This window comes from Sphingobacterium sp. KH_072 (assembly GCF_057837975.1).
On record NZ_CM174457.1, the window covers coordinates 3,590,079 to 3,615,688 of the forward strand.

A 25,610-nucleotide genomic window follows, 5' to 3' on the forward strand; every position below is an offset into this window, starting at 1 on the left:
TCAATATTCCTAAACACAGATGTTAAGAAAACTAATTAAGCAAACTAAATTCATTTTGGCCATCGCAGTCGCATCGACTGCGCATGCACAACAAAAGCCTACTGCTTTTGTCGATCCATTTATTGGCTCTGAGGAACATGGGCACGTATTTGTGGGAGCAAACGTACCATTTGGTGGTGTTCAACTCGGACCTACGCAGATTGCACAGACATGGGATCAATTCAATGGTTGGGACTGGTGCAGTGGCTATAATTATAAAAGTGAGGATATCCTCGGCTTTACGCATACTCACCTAAGTGGTACAGGGATCGGAGATCTGAATGATATCATGGTCGTGCCGGCCACGGGTCAATTGCAACTAAAACCAGCAGAATTTGATAAAATGCATACCGGTTATGGTTCGCATTTCAAAAAAGAGAACGAAACGGCTAAACCCGGTTTTTATAGCGTTTATCTAGACGATTACAAAGTAAAAGCCAACCTTACAGCTTCGGAGCGCGTAGGTTATCACCAATATATTTATGACAATACAGATAATGCCCACGTATTGGTAGATCTGGGTTTCCGGATGAATTGGGATAAAGCAACAGATACGTACCTGAAACAGATCGACGAAACCACTTTTGTAGGCTATCGCTTTTCTTCGGGATGGGCTTCCGACCAGAAAGTATATTTTGCGCTCAAAACCTCTAGACCAATCAAAAACGTCAAATACTTCGATGGTGATGTGGCCAGAACAGGCTACAACGCTTTTAAAGGCCTAGCGGTAAAAGCAGCACTTTTCTTCGATGCAGCGGAGGATAATACGATCGAGCTAAAAGTTGGTCTTTCTCCGGTGAGTACCGAAAATGCCTTGGATAATATTGAAAAGGAAATTCCTAACTGGAATTTTCAAGAAGCGACTGCTTCGGCGGATGCCAAATGGAATGCGACACTCGGAAAGATTGATTACGACAGTACCGATGAGTTAAAAAAAGTATTTTACACGGCATTGTACCACTCGTACTTCGCTCCTACTATTTTTGATGATCATAATGGCGATTACATGGGTACCGATAAGCAGGTATATCGTAATGCAGATTTCGTAAACTATACGATATTCTCTTTATGGGATACTTACCGTGCATTACACCCGTTGATGACGATTTTGGAGAAACCAAAAGTAACGTCGGATTTTGTAAAAACCTTTTTGTCTATTTATCAGCAGCAAGGCAAGCTTCCGGTATGGCACCTATGGGCTAACGAAACCAATACGATGGTCGGATTACCGGCTATTCCGGTTATCGCAGATGCATTCTTAAAAGGATTGGTCGATGAAAAAGATCACGAATTATTGTGGGAAGCCGTAAAAACGACCGCTATGGGCGATGATTACGGATTAAAATTCGTTCGTGAATTGAGCTTTATTCCGATTGATAGCATGGACAATGAGGCGGTAGCTTGGGGATTAGAATATGCCATTGCAGATTATGGTGTATATCGTATAGCCGAGAAATTGGGTAAAACGGAAGATGCCGAGTACTTCAAAAAACGCTCAAAATTGTACGAAATCTATTTCGATAAAGATGAACGCTTTTTTATCGGTAGATCAGCGAATGGCGATTTCCGTCGTCCGTTTGATCCATTGATGGCAGAGCACCGTAAAAATGATTATTGCGAGGGTAATGCTTGGCAATATTTATGGTTAGTACCACATGATGTAGATGGCTTGATGGGATTATTAGGTGGAAAGAAAGCGTTCATAGATCGTTTGGATGAATTCATCAACTTGCCAGAAGAATTGGACAATGCATCGCCAGATATCTCTGGATTGATCGGCCAATATGCGCAAGGCAATGAGCCAAACCACCACGTACCTTATTTGTACGCTATGGCTGGCGAGCATTGGAAAACAGCCAAATTGGTGAATGAAGCTATGGTGCAAAACTACACCTCAGCTCCTAATGGATTGTGCGGGAACGATGATGCCGGACAAATGAGCGCTTGGTATGTATTTTCATCCATGGGATTGTATCCTGCTAACCCGATGAGTGGCGAATATGTGTTGGGTTCTCCACGTATGAAGCATGCAGCGATCAATTTGCCAAATGGCAACACCTTTGTGATAGATGCAAAAAACCAAAGCGACGCCAATATATATATCAAATCAGCAAAGCTGAATGGCGCAGCCCTTACACGCACGCACATCACCCACGAAGAATTGATGCAAGGCGGTAAGTTGGAGCTAGAAATGAGCAACAAACCAAACAAAAAATTTGGTAAATAAGACAAAAGATAAGTATACTTATTGCTAAACAAGGAGAAAGGATTATATATGTCAGATTTTAGCAACATCAATATCCAAGATATGGAAGATGGAAATGACAAAGATTTCTATCAAAATTTTAAGGAGAAATTGCTCGATGTCGAGCAATTTCCTTCCGTATACAAGTTTAAATTTATCGTGAAGAGTGCCTTAGACAAAGAGCCGGAGATCCACGAAATTTTCAAACATACCAGTTCGAAGTTTTCGTTTAAAGAATCTAGCGGTGGCAAATACAAATCCATCACCGTGGAAACGTACGTAAACTCTGCCGACGAAGTGATCAATTATTACAAGTCGGTATCCAAGATAGAATCGGTGATGATGCTGTGAGCAATGCATCTTTTGCCAACACAAAAAAAAGGCTCGCCAAATGGCGAGCCTTTTTTACTTAGTATAGAAAATCCGAACTACTCTGCTGGTGTAGCAGCAGCTGGTTTTTCTTCACGTGGAGGACGTGGCAATAGCGCTTTGCGAGAAAGCTTCAATTTACCTTGTTTGTCCACATCTAATAATTTCACTTTTACGATCTCTCCTTCGGTGAATACACCTTCCATGTTTTCTAGACGAGTCCAATCGATTTCGGAGATATGCAACAAACCATCTTTGCCTGGCATAATCTCTACGAAAGCACCAAACGCCATAATAGACTTCACTTTACCTTCATAGATAGCACCAACTTCTGGCTTAGCAGCAATCGCTTTAATACGAGTCAGCGCCGCATCAACTGCTTCTTTATTGTCTGCGAATACTTGTACAACTCCTTTGTTGTCCACTTCTTCGATCGAGATGCTCGCACCCGTTTCGCGTTGCATTTCTTGAATGATCTTACCACCGGGTCCGATAACAGCACCGATAAATTCTTTATCAATGGTGATGGATACCAAACGAGGCGCATGAGATTTGTAATCTTCACGTGGAGCAGTCAATGTTTTGTTCATCTCACCTAAGATGTGAAGACGAGCTTCTTTCGCTTGATCCAAAGCTTGTGTCAACACTTCCCATTTCAGACCATTGATCTTCAAGTCCATCTGGCAACCTACAATACCTTTTGCAGTACCTGTTACTTTGAAATCCATATCACCTAAGTGATCTTCATCACCCAAGATATCCGAGAGAATCGCGTATTTACCAGATTTCTCATCCGTAATCAATCCCATAGCAATACCAGAAACTGGCGCTTTGATTTTCACACCGGCATCCATTAATGCTAAAGTACCTGCACAAACAGTAGCCATCGAAGACGAACCGTTTGACTCTAAGATGTCAGAAACAATACGGATCGTGTATGGATTTTCGTCTTGAGCAGGCAATACCTGTTTCAATGAACGCATCGCCAATGCACCGTGTCCTACTTCACGACGACCTGGACCTCTGTTTGGTCTTGCTTCGCCTACAGAAAACGCAGGGAAGTTGTAGTGTAAGATAAATTTATTGTAACCGTTGATGAATGCACCATCGATCATTTGCTCATCATCTTTACTTCCTAATGTGACAGAAGTCAATGATTGTGTTTCACCACGTGTAAATACCGCCGAACCGTGTGCTGCAGGTAAGTAATCTACTTCAGTCCAGATCGGACGAACCGTTGTCGAGTTACGGCCATCCAAACGGATACCTTCATCTAACAAAAGGTTACGAACCGCATCGTACTGTACATCGTGAAAATATTTTTTAGCTAAGAATGTTGTATCTGCATCCAACTCTTCGCCTAATGTTTCGAAGAATGCTTTGCCAATTACAGAGAATTGTTCTGAACGCTCGTGTTTGGTTGAACCCGATTTTGCTACCGCATATACTTGATCGTAAGTAGCTTTGAAAGCCGCTTCGCGCAATTCTGGGTTTGTCGGCTCGTGACTGTACGTACGTTTTACCGTTTTACCCACTTGCTCTGCTAAGGTTACAACTGCTGCTACCTGTTTTTTGATCGCGTCATGTGCAAAAGCAATTGCTTCTACCATCTCTGCTTCAGAGATTTCATTTGCTTCACCTTCTACCATCACGATATCCTGTGCGGATCCAGCAACGATAAACTCTAAGCTCGCTTTTTCTAATTCAGTGCGCGTTGGGTTGATCACCAATTGGCCATCGATTTTCGCTACGCGAACTTCTGAAATAGGTCCGTTGAAAGGAATATCCGATACCGCAAGCGCAGCAGATGCCGCTAAACCTGCTAATGCATCTGGCATCACTTCTTTGTCTGAAGAGATCAAAGAAATCATCACCTGCGTATCCGCATGATAATCTTCAGGGAATAATGGACGTAAAGCACGATCCACGATACGAGAAATCAACACCTCATAATCAGATAATCTTGCCTCTCTACGTAAAAAACCACCAGGTATACGTCCGGTAGCTGCATATTTCTCTTGATAATCTACAGATAATGGAAGAAAATCCACTCCTGGTTTTGCCTCTTTGGCAGACACTACTGTTGCCAACAGCATGGTGCTTCCTTGTTTCAACACTACTGATCCGTCTGCCTGTTTGGCCAACTTTCCAGTAGAAAGTTCGATCTGAGCTCCATTGCCCATATCGATAGTTGTTTTGATTTCGTTATAACTCATTGTGTGTTCATTATGGTATGTTTTCATCATGGCGACATACCGAAAATACTAAGACTTTTAATTTCAGCACAAAGGTACACTAAATATCGTTAGCTTATTCAATTTTCTAGAGGGGGGATAAAAAGAAAAAGCCACCCGATAAATCGGATGGCTTCTCTCTTGTTTTTTACTAAAACTTATTTGATGATTTCACGCAAGCCTAAGCCTTTGATGATCGCACGATATCTATTAATATCTTTTTTGTGCAAATAAGCTAACAATGAACGACGTTTACCTACTAACATCTGTAGAGAACGTTGTGTATTGAAATCTTTTCTGTTCTTTTTCAAATGCTCTGTTAAGTGAGCAATTCTCTTAGTAAATAATGCTACTTGTCCTTCTGCAGAACCTGTGTTTGTTGCTCCACCTCCGAACTCTGCGAAGATATCTGCTTTGTACTCTTTACTTAAATACATTCTTGAATAATATGAAAGCGTAAATAAAAATTGTTAATTGGCTGCAAAGCTACTAAATCTCAACCAAATAGACAAGATCATATTGGCACATGCGTGCATCAGTAACCGCTTATACCTTAATATAGATCTTCTTTCTATCGAGAATCGCGCAAACAAGCCACATCACGACTAGAAAACATAGAGAATAAAAGAATGAGCCCACTTCTGGCGGACCAGGCAATGGCACACATACATTGTCATAAAACCAAGCTAGCGGTGTAGTGTAGATGGCTTGGCCGTTTTCATCTACGCCTTGCTGCATTCTTATTAGTCCTGAGATTCTGGGTAACATACCGCTAAGCACAAAAATAAAAAGCGGATTTTTCCCAAACACGTCGAAAAACCGTGTAATTGCATTACGCACACCTTGCAAATCCGTATACCAAATCACAGCGCCCAAAGTTAAGATGGACAATCCTGTGGTGTAAAAAACATAGGAACTCGTCCAGATTTTTTTGTTGATCGGGAAGCCTAAAGACCAAAACCAGCCTAAGATCAACACGATAAAACCTGTGACCAAAAGACTGGCGATCAATTTAAAATGTGGTTCTTGCGAAGTCGGCACTTTCTTCCAAAACCAAGAAACACTTCCGCGTTGGCGAATAAAAACACCCGTCAAATACCCAAAAACAACTTGCACTACTGCCGGCAAAGTACTTCCTATTCCTTCCGGATCAAAGGGCACACCTTCGCCTTTATACATATGCGGCACGCCAATAAGCAATTTATCGACATCTGTACCAAACCAACCAGCCAAAGAATAAGGATCACCGCTACCCAACAATGCGCAAAGCGCCCAATAACCTAACAATAATGCGATAGCGGTATACAGTAAAGTTTTGGGTTTTAGATAATATGCTAGCAGGGAAGCACCAAGATAAGCAATCGCTATGCGTTGCAAAACACCAAATAGTCGAATCCCTTGGTTCGCATCACTGCTATTGATCCATTCTTTGAAAACCAAGCCATCGGCAGACCAAGCGACAAACGGAAACCAGTTGAGCCCTAAGCCAATTAGAAAAATCAGTACCGTTCGTTTTAGCACTTTTCCCCAGAAAGTCGCTGCTCCCGCTTCCTGCAAACGTGGCATCACGAAAGCCATGGCATTGCCCACGGCAAATAAAAAAAAGGAAAAACTAAATCAGTCGGCGTACAGCCATGCCAAAGCGCATGCTGCAGCGGCGCAAACATATGTGCCCAACTTCCTGGATTATTTACCAGAATCATTAATGCGACGGTAGCGCCACGAAAAATATCTAAGGAATAATAACGAGGTTGCATGGTCATAATTTTTGTAGATCGACATCTAATATAACAAAATCCCCGACGGCTTGTCGGGGATTTTGTTATACCTCGCGGTAAAGTGCTACCAATCCTTCTGGCAGATCAACTTCCAGCAGTCGATCGTCTTTACCTATGTTTACAATCAATTGTTCGGTAAGCGGAAACATCAAATCCTTGCCTTCCATATCTACCGTCGCAATATGCTGTTGTGGCAACTCTTGCACGCCGGTAATCACCCCCAGCTTGCCTTCCTGATTGTCCACGACTTCATATCCGACCAGGTCGCTGTATCTAAAATCATCAGGATCGCGCACCGGCATTTTATCATTTGCCAAATATACTTTCTTGCGCACAAGCGGTTGTGCTTTATCAATATGATCCACATCTTCCAGATTCACGTATGCCGTACTATTATTTTGCACTTTTATTTGATCCACAAAATAAGGCACCAACTTTTTGTTGATCTCTACGAAGAGCACATCAAAATCCAAATCCTTATAGTCCTCGAATTCGAAAAAGAATTGTAATTCGCCTTTGAGGCCGCGCGTTTTAGAGATATACCCTATATAGAAAGATTCATCGATATTCATACCACAAAAGTAAGCAGATGTTTTTAAGATATACTTAGATTAAAAAAAACCTTTGACCGCAGACAACTTTGATATTATCCAACAAAGAACTGCTCTGTTCTTAAACCAGTGCCAATTTTAGCAATTCGTTTGTCGTTTTCCAATTGCGTGTGGTGGCCTGCGTATTCAGCTTATTTTCCAAAAAGCTGTTGTGGAGTTTTATTTTGCCATATCCGTTCGGACAATATAAATAGACAGCGTTGGCCGTAATCGCAATTTCCTCGCTTGGTTGTTTCTTTTGGAGAATGCTTTCCAGATCATAACTTGCTGGACTGCTCGCTAAAAAAGTAATGTGTAAAAGAGCCATATCTTTGCTATTCTCTTTGGCGAATGGATTATTGGCGACGATTGCTTGTAATGTTGTTAGATTAAGTACCAGCACAGGTACTTCAAATCTAAACTCCTTCTGGATTTCCTTAGAGATTAGGTCTTCCAGTTCTTTTGAATTTGTTCCCGACGATGAAAACAGAACGTTTCCGCTCTGAATGTAGGTGCGCACGTTTTCGAGACCTAGGCTTTCATACATACGTTTCAGCGCGTCCATTTTAATTGTTTTTTGTCCGCTTACGTTTATTCCTCTCAATATCGAAATGTATGTTATCATAACTATGTGTAGTAAGGATCTTTATAAATTGTTCAATGTCCAGATAATCGCTCTTTCTTTGGTAGCCCGGAAAATAGTATGATGTTCTTCATTCGTTTCATCAGCATACTTCCAAGTAATGTTTTCCTGATTTCTTCCTGGCAAAATATCCGACAGCTTGCGCGCAGATGCGGCAACCCCGTCTATGCCCGCTACCGCAAATCAGAAAGTTTTATTCGTGTCCTTCAATTTATCTAGATGCACGTCCGCCGTTTTTACAAAATATTCGTCACTCCACCACAATGATGGATCAAAGGCCATATAAAAATCAAAAAGATCAGGCTGCAACAAAAAGGTCTCCGCCACATAAAGCCCAGCCAAAGATTCTCCAAGAATACCATTTTTCCCATTTGTCCTGTACCGCTTACCGATTTCCAGAATCAGTTCTGCACTAATAAAAGCTCTGAATTCAGCCGAACCACCGGCTACAGGCGCTATTTCTTTGTCCTGCTCGATACTTGTCGGCCCGTCAAATCTCGCCTTCTTTGCGTGTTTTCAATCCCAACAAGCATCACCGCTGGGATTTTATTTGCTTTTATTAGCTCATTCAATGTATTAGCAGGTAAGGTACGATATAAAATCCAGTGAAAGATTCGCGTCTCGAGGTATAAAATCGAACTTCTGGAGTGAGTGAAAAACTTGTGCTCCTAAAATTTCTCACTAGATCTCTAACATCACCATCGTCTACTCTATTCTCGATAAATGAACGAAAAGGCAGCCGATTATTGGGTCGAAAGGCCACCTCTGCTCCCACAGAAATACGGTCGGTAAGCAAACGTTCGTATTCTACTGCAAACTTGCCTATCACCAGTGGCAATGCATTGAACTTAACAAGATTAGGTTCATCTTGAACTTGACGTTCCTGCGCAATACTTAAGAACGAGAAAGCTACAATAAATAGCATTATTATCGTAGCTTTTTTAGGACACAATTGATTATTCATAGCAAAGAAGATGTTGTTAACTAAAAACAATCAAGGTCTAATCCAAACGAGGTAAATATTCAAATAAATAATTTAAATTAACCTTAAAGTTTTATACTATAAAATGCTTTAACTCTCCCTGATTGGGAACATAAGCCTATCTGCCAATTGAGTAAAGACAATTATGATTACTTCGCAACTTAACGAAGCAATAAAGCTTTTTAGCAATAACTTATTACAAACTTAGGAACTGCTCGCCGCTAATAAAACCTGATGCCGACCAGATAGTATTTTTTCATATATTTACCGATGGTCACTTGTTATCTACCGGATGGCCGCCACACTATCCAATTTTATTCTCATGAATCGAAAGCATCTCCAATCCGCATTATTCTTAATGATATTCACTTTCGCTACCACTGCAATCATTTCCTGTAAGAAAGATGCTAGCCCAGCAATTCCACTGGTGGAAAATACTTTTAAGGACTTTAGTGCTAGCAGTGGCTTATCAACTAATATAGAAATAGCCGGTGCAGATTGGGTGGTAGATTACGTAAAACTCGAAGATCAACCGCATAATTTAGCAGATAGCAGTGGCCGAGCATTAAGGCTAAATGGTCAAGACACCGTGTTTGCCGCTAATGGTTGGCTGCAAATGGCCAAGTCACAGAATGGCGCAACCCTATTTCTGAGTCTAAAGGAAAATTTTGAGCAGACACCGAGAACAGTTCACATCGGCCTAGTCTCTAACGGACAAAGAGACGAGATCAAGATCACACAACGCCGTGGCAGCAGCTATAGAATTGTCGACCGAAAATTTACAGAGCTGGAAGAATTCCGAACAAAATACACGAGTGATCACGAATGCTCTCCACTGCAATTGATCAATAGCTCATCAGAAATGAAGAGTATGCCGACCGAAGATATTTTTAAAAATGTAAAATACACTTCCACATTCGAGAGTAACGAGTATGGCACGTTTGATTGGATAAGGAATGATCAGGATTCCATGGTATATATGCAAGAATTAATCGTTGACGGCGGAAATCGGTGGTCGCCAGCAGTAAAATATCAAGAAGGAACTACCCAAACATTCTATCTGGACGAAAACCAGTCGCGCACGCATTTCGATGTGAATCCGGGTAGAAAGTTGCAGCTCAAAGGCAAGATGACGTATGTGGAACGCGTCTGTGAATACACATTTACCATTCAAAATGAGGAATCGGGTCATCGATTTGATGTATCGGGGATTTGGAAACAAACGCTACCGCTGATCCCTACCATTATTATTGAATCCAATACGCCAATCGTGAGTCCAAGTAAATAGAATAATGTCCACTTAAAGTCTTACAAAAATTCTCTATTTTTATAGATACCACAATTTATTTTAGCCATGAAATACCACCTATTATTCCTCTTTCTGCTTACCGTAGCTATAGGCACGAGTGCCCAAAATCAAGCATCCAAAAGCACGGTAGAAACCAATATCATGCACAGCAAAATCTTAAATGCTGATCGAGCTTACACAATCTATTTACCCAAAGATTACGCAAATAATCCGCAGAAAAAATACCCCATCCTGTATATACTGCACGGACTGTCTGGCGTAAACACCACTTGGTTCGAAAAATATGATGTGAGAGAGGTGCAAGATCAACTCGCCGCTAGTGGCGAATCGGTAGATATGATTATCGTAAGTCCCAATGCTGGCGGCGACCCGAAAACAGAATGGAATGGCTATTTTGATATGCCCGGATGGAATTATGAACAATTCTTTTACAAAGAATTTCTACCACATATAGAAAGCACTTACCGCGTTATCGGCAACAAGCAAAATAGAGCAATTGCTGGCCTCTCTATGGGCGGCGGCGGAAGTACTAGTTATGCGCAGCGCCACGCAGATATGTTTAGCTCGATATATGCCATGAGTGCCTTGATGGCCATGCCGAATAGTTCAACACCACCAAAAGAGGATGACAAGTTTTCCCTATTATCGCAATCCGTCATTAAAAACAGCTGTGTGGATTATGTCGTCAATGCGACAGAACAGCAAAAAGAAGAATTGAGAACGGTAAAATGGTTTGTTGATTGTGGTGACGACGATTTCCTGTTAGATACTAACATTGATTTTTTTCGCGCCATGCGTGAAGCGAAGATTCCGGTCGAGTTTCGCATAAGAGATGGTGCGCACGATGCACTGTATTGGCACTCGGCGCTATATTACTGCCTACCATTTGTGTCTAGGAACTTTAAAGAGTAAAATCACTGAGCAGGAAATCTCTCCGAAACATATAATGCATTCACAAAAAAAGCCGACCCCATAAAGGATCGGCTTTTCCGAATACATTTGAAATAGAAATTATCCTTCTGTTTCTTCTGTACCTTCAGCAACTTCTACTTCCTCTTCAGGAGCTTCTTCTGCTACAGGTGCATTTTTAGCTGCGATAGCCGCTGCTTTGTTTTCTTTTTTCTTCGCTTCTGCCGCTAAAGCTGCTTTTTTAGCTTCGTCTTTCGAAGAGGCTAATGTAGATTTAGCACCCTCAACGCGTGACTCTTTACCTTCAGACCAAGTAGTGAAAAGTTCTTCTGCTTTTGCTTCGTCAAAAGCACCTTTTTTCACACCACCTTGTAAGTGTTTTTTGTACAAAACACCTTGAGAAGAAAGAATACCACGAGCAGTATCTGTAGGTTGAGCACCTTTATTGATCCAATCCAATGATTTTTCGAAATCTAATACGATAGTCGCTGGATTAGTGTTTGGGTTGTACGAACCAATACGCTCGATGAATTTACCATCACGTGGAGCACGAGAGTCTGCCACTACTACGTAGTAAAAAGGTTTTCCTTTTTTACCGTGTCTTTGCAATCTGATTTTAGTTGCCATTTTCTTTTAATTTTTATGTATTCAACATATCCCCCGAGCTTAATCACAAGAGGGGACGCAAAGGTAACTATTTGATTGGTAAAGACAAAATGAAATCTATCGATCAGGCCAACCTCTGCTTTTCCAAATACCAGCCTTAGTTATTACCTTCACGGTATGAATACGGTTCCTCCTTTAAAGATTCTCAAAGCATCCGCCGGCTCGGGCAAGACGTTTAGCCTTACTATTCATTATCTCACGCTGCTATTACACAATGAGAATAGCTATCGCGAGATTTTGGCCGTTACCTTTACCAATAAAGCCACGGCCGAAATGAAAGAGCGTATTCTTTCCGTGCTGCAAGGATTGGCCGAAGGCAATCAAGATCGCAAAATAGCCGACTTCAGAAATATCCTGCTAGCGCAATCGACCCAATGGACGGAAGCCATCATCCAACAGAAGGCACACCAAGTATACCGTAGGATACTACACGATTATAGTCATTTCACCGTGAGCACCATTGATGGATTTTCCCAAAAAGTAATCCGCAGCTTCACCTACGAGCTGCATCTGGATGCCGGTTATAAGGTGGAGATGAACATCAACAAGGTGAAGGCCGAGCTAACCGTTATGCTCAATCAATTGCTAGACGATCGCCCCGATTTGCTGGAATGGATCATCGAGTACGCCGAGAAAAAAATCGCCAACAATGAAAACTGGAATTACCGCCAGCAACTCCTATCATTGGCGGGGTTGATCTTTTCAGAAAACTTTCAGGAGTTTGATGCCCACATCTTGCAAAATGATGCGCGCCAAGTCTTCGAACGCCTCAATCAGGAAAGCGCCACCATGACCAAAGGCTATACCGATGCCTTAGCCGAAGCCATTCGCACTTTTCAAGAAACATATACCGCATCAGGAGTGCAAGGCGACGAGCTCAAAGGCAAATCCCGCAATCCATTATTTGCGGCCAGCAAACTACGCCCGCAAGTCAACAAGCTCTCGGCCAGCGACCTCCAGAAAACCATCGAGAGGTACACCAAGCTCATTGATAATGAAGATGCTTTCACCGATCAGCAAAAGCAAGTGCGCTATGATTTGATCGCACAGTTCAATCCGGTCTTGCAGAGCATGGCCGAGCTGGAAAAACTCTTCCCGACTTTCGTAGCCTACCAATCAGTGCAGGCCAATTTATATTTCTTACGCTTACTCAAAGAAATGAGCGATCTCTTGGCGCGCTGGCGCAAGGAAAATAGCGCACAGCTCATCTCCGATTCGCAGTTATTGCTTAGCAAGCTCGGATTAGATGCGCACAACGATCCGACTTTTATTTGGGAGAAGATCGGGAGTCGTTTTCGGTATTTTCTGTTTGATGAATTTCAAGATACTTCCCGTACGCAGTGGAAAAACTACAGCCCTTTGCTTATCAATGCGCTCGGCAATGCCGACCGACAGCTGAGCGAGCACCTCGTAGTGGGCGATGTAAAGCAAAGCATTTATCGCTGGCGCAATGGCGACTGGCGTATCTTGCTACAGCAAGTCGAAGAACAGGTCGGATCCGCATTTCACTTGAGCGAGCAAGACAAGCCCAGCTTTATCGCGAGCGAAACATTGGACGTGAACTACCGCAGCTTGCCCAACATTATCCAATTCAACAATCACATCTACGCCGGATTACCGACGCATTTGCAAGAGGTGCTCAATGCACATGTACAAGAGGCGCTAAGCGATGAGGATCTGCAATGGTGGCATCAATCTGGCAATGATCGAATGCTGGTCAAAGCATATGAAAATAGCCATCAAGCCGTACCTGCCGGAAAGCAACAGCTAGATAAGCCGCAAGGAGAAATTGATCTAGTATATCTGCCCGTGGCGGACGGGCGGTACCGCAGCAACCGCGTGGCTGCCGATGCAATACAAAAATTGTGTGAGCAGATTGGCGAATGGATTTCTTCGGGCAAATACCGCCCCAATCAGATTGGTATTTTGGTACGCAGAAATAAGGAGGCGCAGGATGTGATTCAGGCCTTGATGGCTTATAAGCAAAGCACCAATTTATCCTTCGAAGTGATTTCTGGCGATGCACTTAGCCTACAGGCTAATGATGCGATACAGCTCTTCATCGAGACGCTGCGCGCCTTAGTCTATAATTCGGCAAAGCACACCGTGCACAAAGCAAATATGGCCTATCTGTACCAAATCTTGCAACGCCAAGAAGCTTTCGATCAGGACCAATGGTTATTATTTCGGGAGAATGACATACAGCGTTTACACGCGATCTTACCGCCAAAGTTGATTGAGTTTTGGGGTCAATGGCCTGAGCTTCCTTTAGTACAACTGATCGAACGATTGATCGAAATTTTCGGCTTTACCGAACCGGAAAACTTGCATATTCCGTATTTATTGGCCTTCAAAGATTTGGTTGCTGGATTTTCGGCCAATGGCGAGCGCGGTATTCATCAATTTTTGACGTATTGGGAAGAAGATGGACATCGTGCCGTGCTGCCTTCCGGCGGCAAGATCAATGCGATTGAAGTAACCACCGTGCACAAATCAAAAGGATTGGCTTACGATGTAGTGATGTTGCCGTTTGCCGCCTGGAAACTCGACGGCATGCCTTTAGGAGATTTTTGGATCGATGCTGACGGCACGCCGTTTGAAGCTTTGGGCAAAATCCCACTAAAATACACATCGAGTTTAGGGCAGTCGCTGTTTTATAAACAGTATTTTGAAGAAATGCTATTCAACTACATGGATGCGCTCAACACTTGCTATGTCGCCACCACACGCGCCATCAAGCATCTGTACATCACTGCGCCATTTTTCAAAGAAACGGTGGACAAAAAGACGGGCGAGATCAGCGGATTGGAAATTAAAGATGAATACATCAGCGATGCGATCTTCCAAGTTTTGGATACAAGCACTAGCCCATTTCTGGTGGAAGACGCGGAGTTGCGGATTCACGATTCGACCGAGACACCAGCGACCGAAGCAACAATTTCGGTAGCGAACAACAGCATTACTATTACCCAATATCCGATTTCCGCAGAACTAGATCAAGCCTGGAACAAATCCAGCCGTCGATCATTAGCTACGCTACCACAAGTAGAGAAAGCAGCGCAGTACGGCATCATGGCACACGAGATTCTGTCTGAAGTGGCCAACGAATTGGAGATCGAATCCCGCATCGCTCAATATATTGAAGAAGGAATATTAGCTAAAGACGACAAGGAAGAATTGCGCAAGCACATCTATCAAGTATGGCATCATCCGCGCATCAGCGAATGGCTCATGCAGGATTACAAAATCTGGAACGAGTCGAGCATTATCACCAAAGATGGCGAAACGATTCGTCCCGACAAGGTCTTTACCAATGCCACAGATACCATCGTGCTCGATTTTAAGTTTACGCAAGGCGATTATGTCGGGCACCAAGCGCAGGTCGACAAATACATGCAGGCGCTGCGCAATTTGGGATATCAAAACGTGAAGGGATTCCTGTATTACGCCATTTCTAATCAATTACAGGAGGTCGTATAGCAATGCCAAGCAACACATTAACATCAGCCCATTCCATGAAGCCATTCCTACAATTAGTAGCCGAAGATATACAACAGCGATTCGGACAAGATCTGTCCGAAATCGCTATCGTGTTCAATAATAAACGTCCGATCACCTACCTCAAGAAATACCTTTCTGAGGTGTACGGCCAAGCCATTTGGTCACCACAATTTTTCACCATTCAGGAGTTTTTCAAGCAGGCTACGGACAAAACGGATGCCTCGGCCTTGCGGCAATTCTTCTACCTGTATGAGATTCACAACGAACTGCTGCAGCAAGAAGGTCGCGAACCCGAAAGTCCGGAAGAGTTTTACCCCATTGCCGAATTGATTCTCAGTGATTTCAGTCAGTTGGATTATGAATTGGTAGCCGTAGATCAGATTTACACCGAATTGTATGATACCGGCAAGATTGATTTAGAATTTCAGCACCTCACGCCGGAGCAGCAAGGTTATATTCGTCAATTCTGGCAATCCTTCTCCATGGCGGGGCACACCGGGGTGCAACAGCGATTTTTGCAACTGTGGAAAAGGTTACCGCACTTGTACAGCCGCTTCAAAGGGCGTTTGGCGCAAGAAAAGCAAACGAACTACCCGACGCTGTATCGGGAATTGGCCGAAGGCCGCGCTACCAAACAGCAGTTCATTGCACCGTACAAAAAAGTACTCTTTGTAGGATTTAATGCATTGAACCGGGTGGAATCCACCTTGTTCAAACGATGGCAAGACGAAGACAAAGCCTTATTCTATTTTGATACCGACGCTTACTATGTCGAAGATACGATGCAAGAAGCCGGACTTTTTATCCGACGTAATGTAAACAACCTAGTCAATTCATTGGGCGAAGCCCCACACGTGATCGGGCAACGGCGTGATGATATACACTTGTATGCTTCGCTTGGTCGAGTGAGTCAAACCAAGCTGCTTTACCAAATCTTGGAGAAGCACGAGCAAGAAGGCAAATCCTCCGCGATCTTGCTAGCCGACGAAAGTTTGCTAGTACCGCTTTTGCAAAGTCTGCCTGCTATTCGCGTGAATATCACCACCGGATTTCCCTTATTGCAATCGCCTTTATACGGCTTACTCGATTTGTGGCTTACCGTGCAGGAAGAAGTGAGCTGGCGCAAGAAGCATAAACTGCCCTATCCGCTTATCGAAAGTTTTCTCAGCCATCCGCTAATCAAGATTGCAAGCGAACAAAAGAATAGCATTCAGAAAGAAGTGCTAGACAAGCAACTTTTCGAAGTAGGATTGGATGTGTTGCAGATCAGTAGCGCCGTGATTCCAGATTTCTTTGCGCCGGTAGGTGAGTCAAGAGCACTAATCCCGAAGATGATCACGATGCTCGAAAAATTGCAGGAATCGACCAGCAGCGAGGGCATTGCCTTGCAGATCGATTATACCTTGCTTTTCGAAACACGGCGCGTGCTACAGCAACTCTTACTCGGGATGGATCAGATTGGGCCTTTGAATATTCCATTCCAAATCGGCCTGATTCGTAAAGCGCTCCTGCCGATATCGGCTGCCATCGAGGGCGATCCGCTGCAAGGCGTACAGATTATGGGTTTATTAGAGAGCCGTAGTCTGAACTTCGATCACGTATATATATTGGGCGCCAACGAAGGCATTTTACCCAAAACAACCAACTCCCCGACCTTCTTACCAGACAATCTGCGTCGTGCTTACGGATTGCCTATTCTTGCCAATCAAGATGCATTGTCGGCTTATATCTTTTACCGTCATTTTCAACATAGCGAATCCATACACTTGTTTTACAACAGCATTGTGGATGAGAATAGCTCGGGCGAGGAAAGTCGCTTTATTAAGCAGCTGGCATTTGAGAGCCAATTCAACATCATCCATCATACGCAACAACAACCAATTTCTTTCCCAGCGCAAGAGCCGGAATTGGTCATCGAGAAGACTGGGAAAGTTTGGGATAATCTGTACAACAATTACCTGCGCGATAAGACCAGCCATATATCGGCTACCGGATTCACGACCTATCTGCAATCACCTTTACAGTTTTTCTTAAAGCATATTGCCGGCATCAAAGAGCCGCCTTCAGTATCTCAAGAGTTTGAAATCAATAACCTGGGCTCTATCATTCACGAAGTGATGGAAAGAATTTTTAGCCCCTATCGGGGAATGACTGACTTTGTCGCCACCAAGCGCCTAGAAGAAAGCATTCCACAGATTGAAACAATGGTCGTGAAGGAGATCGGCCATCAATACCATACGACGTACGAAACGGCCACTGACCTCAATAGTTTGCAACGTATCATGTTGCAGATTGCTTCGGCATACATACGCATGTATTTGGAATATGATATCGAGCAGTACCAATCCTTCCGTATTATCGAGCTAGAAAACAGCGAAGATTATTACCTCGACTTCCCGATCACGGTACAAGGCAAGACCGAATACATTAAGATATACGGCATTATTGACCGAATCGATGAGGTCGTGACGCCAGATGGCGAAGTAAAAACGCGTATTGTGGATTATAAAACGGGAGCCGACAAAGTGGCTTTCAAAAAAGCCAAAAACAAAGCGGATGAGGAAAGCGCAGAAACCGTATTTGCGCTTACTGATGGCACCAACGACATCCACAAGGCGTTGATACAAACGCTGTTTTACACTTATGTATTCGAGGAGAAAACAGGAATGCGCAATTTAGAACCGCATCTTTATGTAGCACGCCGTATGCGCGAAGACGGTACTTTATTCGTCAGCAAGGATATGGGCGCATTGGAAGGCGATTATCTCCGAGAACAGAAAGAAGAGTTCGTCAACTTTCTACGCAAGACCTTAGAAGAGATCTTCGATCCTGCGGTTCCATTCAAGCACAAAGCAGATATGCATGTGTACCCGAGCGATCCGTATACGCTATTCTACCGTAATAGCGTTGCCGAAGGATTGGACGAAAGTTCAGATAATGATTAAGCGCAACGACATATCACATACAAAAAGAAGGAAGACCGGTGGTCTTCCTTCTTTTTGTATGTGATAAAGCATGATTAATTCTTTATTCGCTTACGAATGGCTCGCTCGGCACGTCGCTTGGCCATGTCAATTTTATAATTGAACCAACGATCTTTAAATATTTTACGCATAGCATCGTCGAAATGACGCGTCACAAATAGATTTCGCGCACCGATGATCTTTTCAGGTAATGAATTGGGCAATGCCCTTACAGAAATAGAATATCCTTCGGTATCGTATTGAATGTAGTGCCACCAGCCCGCCGGCATATACAAGGTATCTCCAGGATTGATCACAGCTTCGTAGCCTTCCAACAATTTCAAACCAGGATACTCCTCTGGATCTCCCGTTTTTAGATTGACAATGCCATGGAAATTGTAAGGCAACTTGTACATCAAGTCAGACTGGCTATTTGGAAAAATCCAGATACGTTTTGATCCTTGAAACTGCGATATAAATACGTGCGACATATCGATATCAAAGTGATTTCGTGTGGCGGACCCTTCGCCCCCGAAGAACATATATGGCAACCATTGCAACACTTTGCCACCGGTCACATCATTATATAGTACATCTTTTTTGAGTTCAGGTCTGATTTTCATCAGATTGAACAAAAATAGACGCAGTTCTGTAGGCTCTTTGAGAATCAGATCGAGGTATTCTCCAAATGTCATCTGTCCGATCGGTGGACTGGCGAAATGTTGTTGCCCCTCCTCCTCACGTCCGTATACGTTGATTTTTTCCTTACCTGCTATTTTCTTAAAGAACTCATAATTCCACTTTGTCCAGCAAGGACTATCTTTCCTGATGAAATCTTTGATCAGCGCTGGCCGACCTTTGTTCAGATAATCCCTGACAAAATCTGTGGAAGATATTCCCTCGATACTTTCTACTGGTTTTAGTTTCACAAGCTCAACTATTTTATATAAATACAAACATAAAAAATAATCACTACAAAAATCAGCCCAAGCGTATTTGGAATTGATAAGTGACGAGAATCATTCTAAATAAACTTCTAGTTTACCTTGGAAGTTATATTATTAAAAAAGGATGACAATTGTCATCCTTTTTTAAGTCATTCGGCGATTGCCTATTTATTTACTGTTTTGATGTATTGCTCTACAGCCATCGTCATACTTGGTGCTTCTGGTGTGGGTGCTGGGATATCTAAGATCAAGCTATGATCTAATAACGCTTGCTGTGTAGTAGCTCCAAATGCAGCAATGCGAGTCTTGTTTTGTACAAAATCCGAAAAGTTCTCGAATAATGACTGTACGCTGGAAGGACTAAAAAACACGATGACATCGTAAAACACTTCCTTTAAGTCATTCAAATCACTGATAACCGTTTTGAAAAGGACAACCGGGGTAGAATCGTAGCCATTATCTTGCAACCAGTTTTGCGTTTCCTCGTTGGCCACATCAGAACATGGGAAAAGGAATTTTTCAGAATTGTGCTTTTTCAACACATCTTCTAAGTCTTTCGCGGTCTGCTTACCAAAGAAAATTTTACGCTTGCGGTACTGAATGTACTTCTGTAAATACAATGCAATGGCCTCCGTGATACAAAAATATTTCATATCCGCCGATACCTCGAAACGCATCTCTTCACAGACGCGAAAGAAATGATCAACGGCATTTTTACTGGTAAAAATTACCGCGGTATAATCTGAAAAGTTGATCTTATCTTTCTTCACATCCTTACCCGAAACGCCTTCCACGTGAATAAAAGCGCGAAAATCCAGCTTTAAATTATATTTTTCCGCCAATGCGAAATAAGGGGATTTATCATTTTCAGGTCTTGGCAAAGTCACGAGTATGCTCTTTACTTTCTTTGCTCTTTCTACGTCAATCTGCATAAATATGAAATTATTTAGTTCCCCAGGGCTCTAATCAGCAATAGGATTGGAGCAATTTCCAAGGTGCAAAGATAAATAATTAAATAGGATATAGAAAATCGAGTCTGAGTGAACACATTCAAAACTGTCCGCAAAACCCTATATATGAACATAATAGACACAGATAACACGAATAGAATTAATATAATATTAAAATACGAGGTCGGTGAAAGGATGATAAACAGCAAAAATGGCAGGAGAAACAACACACTATTGAAGTATACCAAATAAATGACGGTAATATACTCTCGTACGAGCCGCTGCAGATTGAAAACATAGGATACAAATCGCACCAACAATATTTTCAGGATAAAGAGAACAGCGATCAATCCGGATGCTCTCATGTAGTTGCCAAAAGTGAGGAAATGGGCATCACGAAAACCGGACATATACACCACGATAAACAAACCTAAGGCTAGACTAAATACGCCATACAAAAAGATGTAAGGCCAAGAAGTCGCCATACTATCTTCTTTGCTAATCTGCTGTAGTAAACGCTCCCGATAATAAGCATCTATAATAATATGAAACTCGGCCGGAAATATAAAACGAATAACACCGACGCAGAGAAGCAGCGCCATCGCAGTGCCAAATACCCACAAAGGCCGACGTGATCGTTCTATTCCAGCTGCAACTGCATCGCTTGCCGAATCAGCAAGATATTCTTCCCACACCAAAAATTTGCCCGGAGCGGCTTTTAACACATCTCGTAAACGATGATCTATAAAACCTTCCCTGTAAGGATTATCGTAGATCAGTGCAGCGTATTTTGTAGCAAACACGTTTCGCACCGAATCCTGCACATATTCGCGACGAAGGCTATCTTGCAGCCGCGCTACAGAATCTGCTGCAAGATCTATGTTCTGCGCCCTACCATGCCCAGTACTAGACAGCAGTATTACGATAGTCGCTAAAAAGGAAATCCAAAAAGTTCGTATGTGCATGCAGTCGTAAAAATAGAGAGTTAATCGGGAATTGACAAAAGATAAATAGGAAGATGTACGAATAGCAATTATTGCGAAGAAACTCGTAATTTCACCAACAAGATGGCAGAAGGCAAATATACACGCTGCGGATGGTGCGGCCAAGATGAATTGTATCAAGAATACCACGATAAAGAATGGGGTCGGGTGGTGACGAATGATCAGATATTGTTTGAATTTCTGGTATTGGAATCAGCACAAGCCGGTCTTAGCTGGATCACGATTTTGCGCAAACGCGAGAATTACCGGCGTCTATTTGCTGATTTCGATGCGCAAGCCGTCGCTCAATTCACCGAAGATGATGTAGAAAGAATATTATTGGACGCTGGAATCATCCGGAATCGCTTGAAAGTGAAAAGTACGATTACCAACGCGCAAATTTTCCTAGCGATCCAAGCCGAATTTGGTAGTTTCCACCAATACCTTTATTCCTTCATGCCAAATAATCTGCCAATCATCAACAACTTTAATCGCCTGAGCGAAGTACCTGCCGCTACGTCAATATCCGATGCTATCGCCAAAGATTTGAAAAAACGCGGTGTTAAGTTTTTCGGAACGACGATCTGCTATGCCTACATGCAAGCGGTCGGTATGGTGAACGACCATGTGACGGATTGCTCCTTTCGCGTATAAAAGCTATTCCGCTTTGCGGTCTTCTTCTTCTCTTGGAACATGTTTGTAGATATGCATGAGATTACGGCACATCCCATTATAATCTAAGCCATAGCCCACTACAAATTCTTTTTCAATCTCGAATCCCGTATATAAAATATTGTCAAACTCATGTTCCACACAAGACGGCTTGATCAATAATGTACATACCGCGATAGATTGCACTTCCAGTTTTTCCAACGCTTCCATCGTATGCTTCAAGCTATTGCCCGTGTCTACGATATCTTCCACAATGATAATGTGCCGCCCGCGTAGATCCATTTCCAAGCCCAATAATTCTTGGACCTCTTGCTGCTCTGTACCATGATACGAGGATAGCTTCACGAAAGACATCTCGCAAGGAACTGTGATTTGCTTCAGCAAATCTGCCATAAACATAAAGCAGCCATTTAGCACACCAATAAAGACGGGCATCTTATCCTCGTATTTTACGTTGATATCAATCCCAATCAGGCGGGTACTTTTAAGTATTTGGTCATTGTCGATCAGCAATTCAAAATCCAGATCGTCAATCGTAATTTTATTATTCATGCATCGCGGGTTTATTCTTCTTCTACTTCTTCTTGTTCTTTTTTGCCAAACAGGCGCTCTATCAAACTACGACGCTGCTGCTCCTCTGCATCGATGCCATCAATGAGATTATGCAAATCATCAGCAGATGGTATAGAATCAACGACACCATACGGTCTTGGCGGACGGAGATTTGGCTGTAAGGTCACGCCATAAAAACCGTATGCTTCGGGCACTTCTACGTCATGGAGCTGGTTGAGTTTTGACAAAATATAGCCGTAAGTATTAAAATGCCGACGTACCCATGGCTTCAAATGCCCGGTATAATCGAAAGATGATAAACCTGTTTTTGGCCTTGGAATAATACTGGACAGAAACAAACTTTCACCGACATTCAACTCATTAGGCGTCTTGCCAAAATAATAATTGGCAGCCTCCGTAATACCATATATGTTTTTGCCCCACTCGATGATGTTGAGGTAGATTTCAAACAAACGATCTTTACTGACTACTTTCGAACGCTCCATCAGCCAAACCAACACGATTTCTTCGAACTTGCGAGTCATGGTTTTATTGCGATCTAAGTATAAGTTTTTGACCAATTGCATGGAAATGGTACTCGCACCGCGCTTGAATGCACGCTCCTTGATATTAGTCACGATAGATAGCTTGAAAGCTTCTTCCTCAAAACCATGGTGTTTATAGAAGAACGGATCTTCGGTATTCAATACCGTGCGTTGCAAGATTGGCGCGATCTGCGTCAGATTCCGAAAGTTGGGATTAGATGGCGCTACCACAATATCGCGCAGCTTGCTGGTATCTTCATACACACCGTGTACGAATGGCTGGTTTAGCGCAGCTACATCGGCCTTGCCCCAACGCACGATTTGCAATTCGCGATCATCCATCTGCGACTGAAAAACCAAATCCTCTGGATTGTCGAAATCTACTTTAAAATTGAGTTGGTAGGCGATATTTCCTTTTACTTGGATGCCTTCCAAGGTCTCGAACAAGCCATTGGGTATCGCATCAAAAAAATCTTGCGCGGCAAACTGGCCCGTGCTCACAGACAATTCCAGCAATTTGCTCGGTGTATGCGTGTATTTAAGCTTTGGCTTCACGACAAAATCGCGCACTTTCATAGAGGAATTTTCCAACAATTCAGCAGCATTTTCTGACAGTAGAAAACCGCCTTCGGCAGAGGCCTGAGGCACGACGATGGGTTTTTCGGACAATCTGCGATGTTGTACCTGCAATTGCTCTACTTCCCAATTTCCGGACAATTTTAATTGATCCTTACCATGTCTTTTAATCTCTTTCAGATCGAAGGTCACGGCTTTAAAACGCACCGCCAAGCCAAGTCGACTACGCAAAAATGGCACTTCCATATCTGGGCGATCGGACGTGACGGTCACACTAAACTCTTCATCACTGGCATCTATCCGACCTTTGAGATTCCATTTATCACTGACCTCATTCAAGAATACATCCACGTCATAGCGGCCATTGCGCATTTTGCCTTCGGGAACATGTAATCCTTGTATGCCGGAACTATCCTGATAGGTCACATGAACTTCGTTCAGATCTAGATTGGATGGAATCTTATCGAATGCCTGACGGATTAGCCGATCTACCTTTTGCGCTAAACTACTTTTGGCGCTTGTGGTATCTTTGGTCGACGCGTTTTTCTTGCGAAACAAGAAGTCGTAATTGGTGCGATCACCTTCTTTTACCATCGTAAGCGCCGCATGATCCATGCCGACTGCATCGAGCTTGATGCGCTTACGCAATAAAGGCCAAAATTCGACCGAGACGTTCAGCTGCTTAACCGCCATTAACTGCGCAGCAGAATCTGGAATCACGGTTACCCCGCTCAGCGCTACGGTACTTAATCCTGCGAAGCCGTAATCTTCCACGCTCAACGTAAGTCCGTACTCTTCCTTCAATTGTTTCTGCGCACGAGCCATCGCTCGGTCCAACAAACCTTGACGAACCGAAAAATAGTAGATAAAGCCAATCGCCATAATCAGCAACAGGACAGCCATCGAAATGAAAAGCCATTTTTTCTGTTGAGCGGTGATAGGAATCTTCTTAGCAAACATAAAGTGATTTTCTGGGATAATATGAAGTGAAAATACGGCTTAAAAATAGACAAAAAACCATTAAAAACATCCAAATGACAAGAGTATGCACCGCATTATTTAGCTTTGTATCTCCAACGAAAGATAATGATTACGCAAGAACAAATTCTACATGCGCTGGGTCACGTCGAAGAACCTGATTTAAAAAAGGATCTCGTGACGCTGAACATGATCCAAAATATAGAGATCCTTCCCAACAAAATCCGGTTTGATGTCGTTTTGACGACGCCAGCTTGTCCGCTCAAAGGACATATCGAGCACGCCTGCCGCAATGCCATCAGTTTATTTGTTTCCAAAGAAATCGCCGTGGACATCAACATGACCTCGCGCGTGATCGGAGCAGACAGCAATCAGCTGAAGGGAATTAAAAACATCATTCTAGTTTCCTCTGGTAAAGGTGGAGTCGGCAAATCTACTGTAGCAGCCAACTTGGCGCTGGCACTAAGCCAGCAAGGCGCGCGCACGGGTTTGCTTGACGCCGACATCTATGGCCCTTCGCTGCCGATTATGTTTGGCCTGGAAGGCGCGAAGCCACAATCCACACAAACAGCTGACGGACAAACCAAAATACTTCCTATCGAGCGATTCGGACTGAAATTGTTGAGCATTGGCTTCTTTACAGATCCTAATCAGCCGATTCCTTGGCGCGGGCCGATGGCCACTTCTGCGATCAAGCAATTGTTCAATGATGCCGATTGGGGCGAGATCGATTACCTCGTAGTCGATATGCCGCCGGGCACAGGCGATATCCACATCACGGTATCACAAACTTATCCTATTTCAGGAGCGGTGATTGTGACGACACCGCAGCACGTCGCATTGGCAGATGCGATCAAAGGAATGGCGATGTATCGCATGGAAGGCATCAATGTGCCTATTCTCGGTATCGTCGAGAACATGTCGTATTTCACTCCAGCAGAATTGCCTGATAAACAATATTATATTTTCGGGAAAGATGGCGGAAAGCGCCTAGCCACTGAAAATAACGTACCTTTCTTAGGAGAAATACCATTGGTGAAAGCAGTAGCCGACGCAGGCGACAATGGTTTCCCCATCTTGTTGGACGATCAGGAGCCGGTAGCACAAGCGTATGTGCAGATCGCAGGCCGCGTGGCACAGGAATTATCTATTCTGGCAAATACCTAAATAGATTTTTAG

At 43.2% G+C, this 25,610-nt stretch carries 22 protein-coding genes; 8 read left to right on the plus strand and 14 right to left on the minus strand.

The window, feature by feature from the left end; genetic code table 11:
• The first annotated feature begins 19 nt into the window (after positions 1 to 19).
• Positions 20 to 2,266 (plus strand): GH92 family glycosyl hydrolase, encoded by a 2,247-nt coding sequence (locus AC3IRT_RS15930; protein WP_489394194.1) that lies wholly within the window; start codon positions 20 to 22, stop codon positions 2,264 to 2,266.
• A gap of 48 nt (positions 2,267 to 2,314) precedes the next feature.
• Positions 2,315 to 2,635, plus strand: a complete 321-nt coding sequence (locus AC3IRT_RS15935; protein ID WP_489394195.1) for a DUF493 family protein — start codon at positions 2,315 to 2,317, stop codon at positions 2,633 to 2,635.
• Positions 2,636 to 2,712: 77 nt separating this feature from the next.
• Here the strand turns inward: AC3IRT_RS15935 and pnp are convergent, their stop codons facing one another.
• The 8 genes from pnp to AC3IRT_RS15975 form a co-directional block, all read right to left on the minus strand.
• Complete coding sequence (pnp, locus tag AC3IRT_RS15940) at positions 2,713 to 4,869, minus strand: polyribonucleotide nucleotidyltransferase (RefSeq protein ID WP_489394196.1); 2,157 nt, start codon at positions 4,867 to 4,869, stop codon at positions 2,713 to 2,715.
• A gap of 176 nt (positions 4,870 to 5,045) precedes the next feature.
• Entirely contained in the window at positions 5,046 to 5,324 is a 279-nt protein-coding gene (rpsO, locus tag AC3IRT_RS15945; protein ID WP_166336278.1) for a 30S ribosomal protein S15, read from the minus strand.
• 109 nt (positions 5,325 to 5,433) lie between these two features.
• On the minus strand, positions 5,434 to 6,465 hold the full coding sequence (locus AC3IRT_RS15950; RefSeq protein WP_489394197.1) for an acyltransferase family protein: 1,032 nt from the start codon (positions 6,463 to 6,465) through the stop codon (positions 5,434 to 5,436).
• Positions 6,453 to 6,650, minus strand: coding sequence for a hypothetical protein (locus AC3IRT_RS15955; protein ID WP_489394198.1), 198 nt, complete (start codon positions 6,648 to 6,650; stop codon positions 6,453 to 6,455). The genes AC3IRT_RS15950 and AC3IRT_RS15955 overlap by 13 nt, the downstream gene beginning before the upstream one ends.
• Positions 6,651 to 6,709: 59 nt before the next feature.
• On the minus strand, positions 6,710 to 7,237 hold the full coding sequence (gene rimM / locus AC3IRT_RS15960; protein WP_489394199.1) for a ribosome maturation factor RimM: 528 nt from the start codon (positions 7,235 to 7,237) through the stop codon (positions 6,710 to 6,712).
• A gap of 100 nt (positions 7,238 to 7,337) precedes the next feature.
• Positions 7,338 to 7,880, minus strand: a complete 543-nt coding sequence (locus AC3IRT_RS15965; protein ID WP_489394200.1) for a DUF1697 domain-containing protein — start codon at positions 7,878 to 7,880, stop codon at positions 7,338 to 7,340.
• Between the two features lie 201 nt (positions 7,881 to 8,081).
• Complete coding sequence (locus AC3IRT_RS15970; RefSeq protein ID WP_489396141.1) at positions 8,082 to 8,375, minus strand: alpha/beta hydrolase-fold protein; 294 nt, start codon at positions 8,373 to 8,375, stop codon at positions 8,082 to 8,084.
• A 91-nt stretch (positions 8,376 to 8,466) separates the two neighbouring features.
• Positions 8,467 to 8,823, minus strand: a complete 357-nt coding sequence (locus tag AC3IRT_RS15975; RefSeq protein WP_489394201.1) for a hypothetical protein — start codon at positions 8,821 to 8,823, stop codon at positions 8,467 to 8,469.
• Between the two features lie 379 nt (positions 8,824 to 9,202).
• On the opposite strand from AC3IRT_RS15975, the gene AC3IRT_RS15980 reads away from it, so the two are divergent.
• Both AC3IRT_RS15980 and AC3IRT_RS15985 read left to right on the plus strand, forming a co-directional pair.
• A complete protein-coding gene (locus tag AC3IRT_RS15980) occupies positions 9,203 to 10,168 on the plus strand; it encodes a hypothetical protein (protein WP_489394202.1) in 966 nt (321 codons plus the stop codon).
• A gap of 66 nt (positions 10,169 to 10,234) precedes the next feature.
• Positions 10,235 to 11,101 carry an alpha/beta hydrolase gene (locus AC3IRT_RS15985; protein ID WP_489394203.1) on the plus strand — a complete coding sequence of 289 codons (867 nt, stop codon included), beginning with the start codon at positions 10,235 to 10,237 and terminating at the stop codon, positions 11,099 to 11,101.
• Between the two features lie 99 nt (positions 11,102 to 11,200).
• On the opposite strand, the gene AC3IRT_RS15990 is transcribed toward AC3IRT_RS15985, so the two are convergent.
• Positions 11,201 to 11,725, minus strand: a complete 525-nt coding sequence (locus tag AC3IRT_RS15990; protein ID WP_489394204.1) for a 30S ribosomal protein S16 — start codon at positions 11,723 to 11,725, stop codon at positions 11,201 to 11,203.
• A gap of 156 nt (positions 11,726 to 11,881) precedes the next feature.
• Here AC3IRT_RS15990 and AC3IRT_RS15995 point away from each other — a divergent pair, with 156 nt between their 5' ends.
• Positions 11,882 to 15,244 (plus strand): UvrD-helicase domain-containing protein, encoded by a 3,363-nt coding sequence (locus AC3IRT_RS15995; RefSeq protein WP_489394205.1) that lies wholly within the window; start codon positions 11,882 to 11,884, stop codon positions 15,242 to 15,244.
• Between the two features lie 35 nt (positions 15,245 to 15,279).
• Complete coding sequence (locus AC3IRT_RS16000) at positions 15,280 to 18,210, plus strand: PD-(D/E)XK nuclease family protein (protein ID WP_489394206.1); 2,931 nt, start codon at positions 15,280 to 15,282, stop codon at positions 18,208 to 18,210.
• Between the two features lie 74 nt (positions 18,211 to 18,284).
• On the opposite strand, the gene AC3IRT_RS16005 is transcribed toward AC3IRT_RS16000, so the two are convergent.
• From AC3IRT_RS16005 to AC3IRT_RS16015, 3 genes are all read right to left on the minus strand, one after another.
• Positions 18,285 to 19,157 carry a cupin-like domain-containing protein gene (locus AC3IRT_RS16005; protein ID WP_489394207.1) on the minus strand — a complete coding sequence of 291 codons (873 nt, stop codon included), beginning with the start codon at positions 19,155 to 19,157 and terminating at the stop codon, positions 18,285 to 18,287.
• A gap of 182 nt (positions 19,158 to 19,339) precedes the next feature.
• Positions 19,340 to 20,107: a uroporphyrinogen-III synthase gene (locus AC3IRT_RS16010; RefSeq protein WP_489394208.1), complete on the minus strand. Its 768-nt coding sequence runs from the start codon at positions 20,105 to 20,107 to the stop codon at positions 19,340 to 19,342.
• Between the two features lie 14 nt (positions 20,108 to 20,121).
• A complete protein-coding gene (locus tag AC3IRT_RS16015) occupies positions 20,122 to 21,090 on the minus strand; it encodes a DUF4271 domain-containing protein (protein WP_489394209.1) in 969 nt (322 codons plus the stop codon).
• A 102-nt stretch (positions 21,091 to 21,192) separates the two neighbouring features.
• Here AC3IRT_RS16015 and AC3IRT_RS16020 point away from each other — a divergent pair, with 102 nt between their 5' ends.
• A complete protein-coding gene (locus tag AC3IRT_RS16020; RefSeq protein WP_489394210.1) occupies positions 21,193 to 21,762 on the plus strand; it encodes a DNA-3-methyladenine glycosylase I in 570 nt (189 codons plus the stop codon).
• 3 nt (positions 21,763 to 21,765) lie between these two features.
• On the opposite strand, the gene hpt is transcribed toward AC3IRT_RS16020, so the two are convergent.
• Positions 21,766 to 22,332, minus strand: a complete 567-nt coding sequence (gene hpt / locus AC3IRT_RS16025) for a hypoxanthine phosphoribosyltransferase (protein WP_489394211.1) — start codon at positions 22,330 to 22,332, stop codon at positions 21,766 to 21,768.
• An 11-nt stretch (positions 22,333 to 22,343) separates the two neighbouring features.
• Positions 22,344 to 24,413, minus strand: a complete 2,070-nt coding sequence (locus AC3IRT_RS16030) for a transglycosylase domain-containing protein (RefSeq protein ID WP_489394212.1) — start codon at positions 24,411 to 24,413, stop codon at positions 22,344 to 22,346.
• A 126-nt stretch (positions 24,414 to 24,539) separates the two neighbouring features.
• Here AC3IRT_RS16030 and AC3IRT_RS16035 point away from each other — a divergent pair, with 126 nt between their 5' ends.
• Positions 24,540 to 25,598, plus strand: coding sequence for an Mrp/NBP35 family ATP-binding protein (locus AC3IRT_RS16035; RefSeq protein WP_489394213.1), 1,059 nt, complete (start codon positions 24,540 to 24,542; stop codon positions 25,596 to 25,598).
• Positions 25,599 to 25,610 lie beyond the last annotated feature (12 nt).

What these genes read in the sequence shown, in the direction of transcription:
- AC3IRT_RS16000 (WP_489394206.1), top strand. Translation starts at nt 15,280, where the DNA reads ATGAAGCCATTCCTACAATTAGTAGCCGAAGATATACAACAGCGATTC.
- AC3IRT_RS16015 (WP_489394209.1), bottom strand. Translation starts at nt 21,090, where the DNA reads ATGCACATACGAACTTTTTGGATTTCCTTTTTAGCGACTATCGTAATA.
- AC3IRT_RS15950 (WP_489394197.1), bottom strand. Translation starts at nt 6,465, where the DNA reads ATGGCTTTCGTGATGCCACGTTTGCAGGAAGCGGGAGCAGCGACTTTC.
- AC3IRT_RS15980 (WP_489394202.1), top strand. Translation starts at nt 9,203, where the DNA reads ATGAATCGAAAGCATCTCCAATCCGCATTATTCTTAATGATATTCACT.
- AC3IRT_RS15990 (WP_489394204.1), bottom strand. Translation starts at nt 11,725, where the DNA reads ATGGCAACTAAAATCAGATTGCAAAGACACGGTAAAAAAGGAAAACCT.
- rimM (WP_489394199.1), bottom strand. Translation starts at nt 7,237, where the DNA reads ATGAATATCGATGAATCTTTCTATATAGGGTATATCTCTAAAACGCGC.
- AC3IRT_RS16010 (WP_489394208.1), bottom strand. Translation starts at nt 20,107, where the DNA reads ATGCAGATTGACGTAGAAAGAGCAAAGAAAGTAAAGAGCATACTCGTG.
- rpsO (WP_166336278.1), bottom strand. Translation starts at nt 5,324, where the DNA reads ATGTATTTAAGTAAAGAGTACAAAGCAGATATCTTCGCAGAGTTCGGA.
- AC3IRT_RS16030 (WP_489394212.1), bottom strand. Translation starts at nt 24,413, where the DNA reads ATGTTTGCTAAGAAGATTCCTATCACCGCTCAACAGAAAAAATGGCTT.
- AC3IRT_RS15965 (WP_489394200.1), bottom strand. Translation starts at nt 7,880, where the DNA reads ATGATAACATACATTTCGATATTGAGAGGAATAAACGTAAGCGGACAA.
- AC3IRT_RS15930 (WP_489394194.1), top strand. Translation starts at nt 20, where the DNA reads ATGTTAAGAAAACTAATTAAGCAAACTAAATTCATTTTGGCCATCGCA.
- AC3IRT_RS15995 (WP_489394205.1), top strand. Translation starts at nt 11,882, where the DNA reads ATGAATACGGTTCCTCCTTTAAAGATTCTCAAAGCATCCGCCGGCTCG.
- hpt (WP_489394211.1), bottom strand. Translation starts at nt 22,332, where the DNA reads ATGAATAATAAAATTACGATTGACGATCTGGATTTTGAATTGCTGATC.
- AC3IRT_RS15955 (WP_489394198.1), bottom strand. Translation starts at nt 6,650, where the DNA reads ATGACCATGCAACCTCGTTATTATTCCTTAGATATTTTTCGTGGCGCT.
- AC3IRT_RS16020 (WP_489394210.1), top strand. Translation starts at nt 21,193, where the DNA reads ATGGCAGAAGGCAAATATACACGCTGCGGATGGTGCGGCCAAGATGAA.
- AC3IRT_RS16035 (WP_489394213.1), top strand. Translation starts at nt 24,540, where the DNA reads ATGATTACGCAAGAACAAATTCTACATGCGCTGGGTCACGTCGAAGAA.
- AC3IRT_RS15985 (WP_489394203.1), top strand. Translation starts at nt 10,235, where the DNA reads ATGAAATACCACCTATTATTCCTCTTTCTGCTTACCGTAGCTATAGGC.
- AC3IRT_RS15975 (WP_489394201.1), bottom strand. Translation starts at nt 8,823, where the DNA reads ATGCTATTTATTGTAGCTTTCTCGTTCTTAAGTATTGCGCAGGAACGT.
- pnp (WP_489394196.1), bottom strand. Translation starts at nt 4,869, where the DNA reads ATGAGTTATAACGAAATCAAAACAACTATCGATATGGGCAATGGAGCT.
- AC3IRT_RS15935 (WP_489394195.1), top strand. Translation starts at nt 2,315, where the DNA reads ATGTCAGATTTTAGCAACATCAATATCCAAGATATGGAAGATGGAAAT.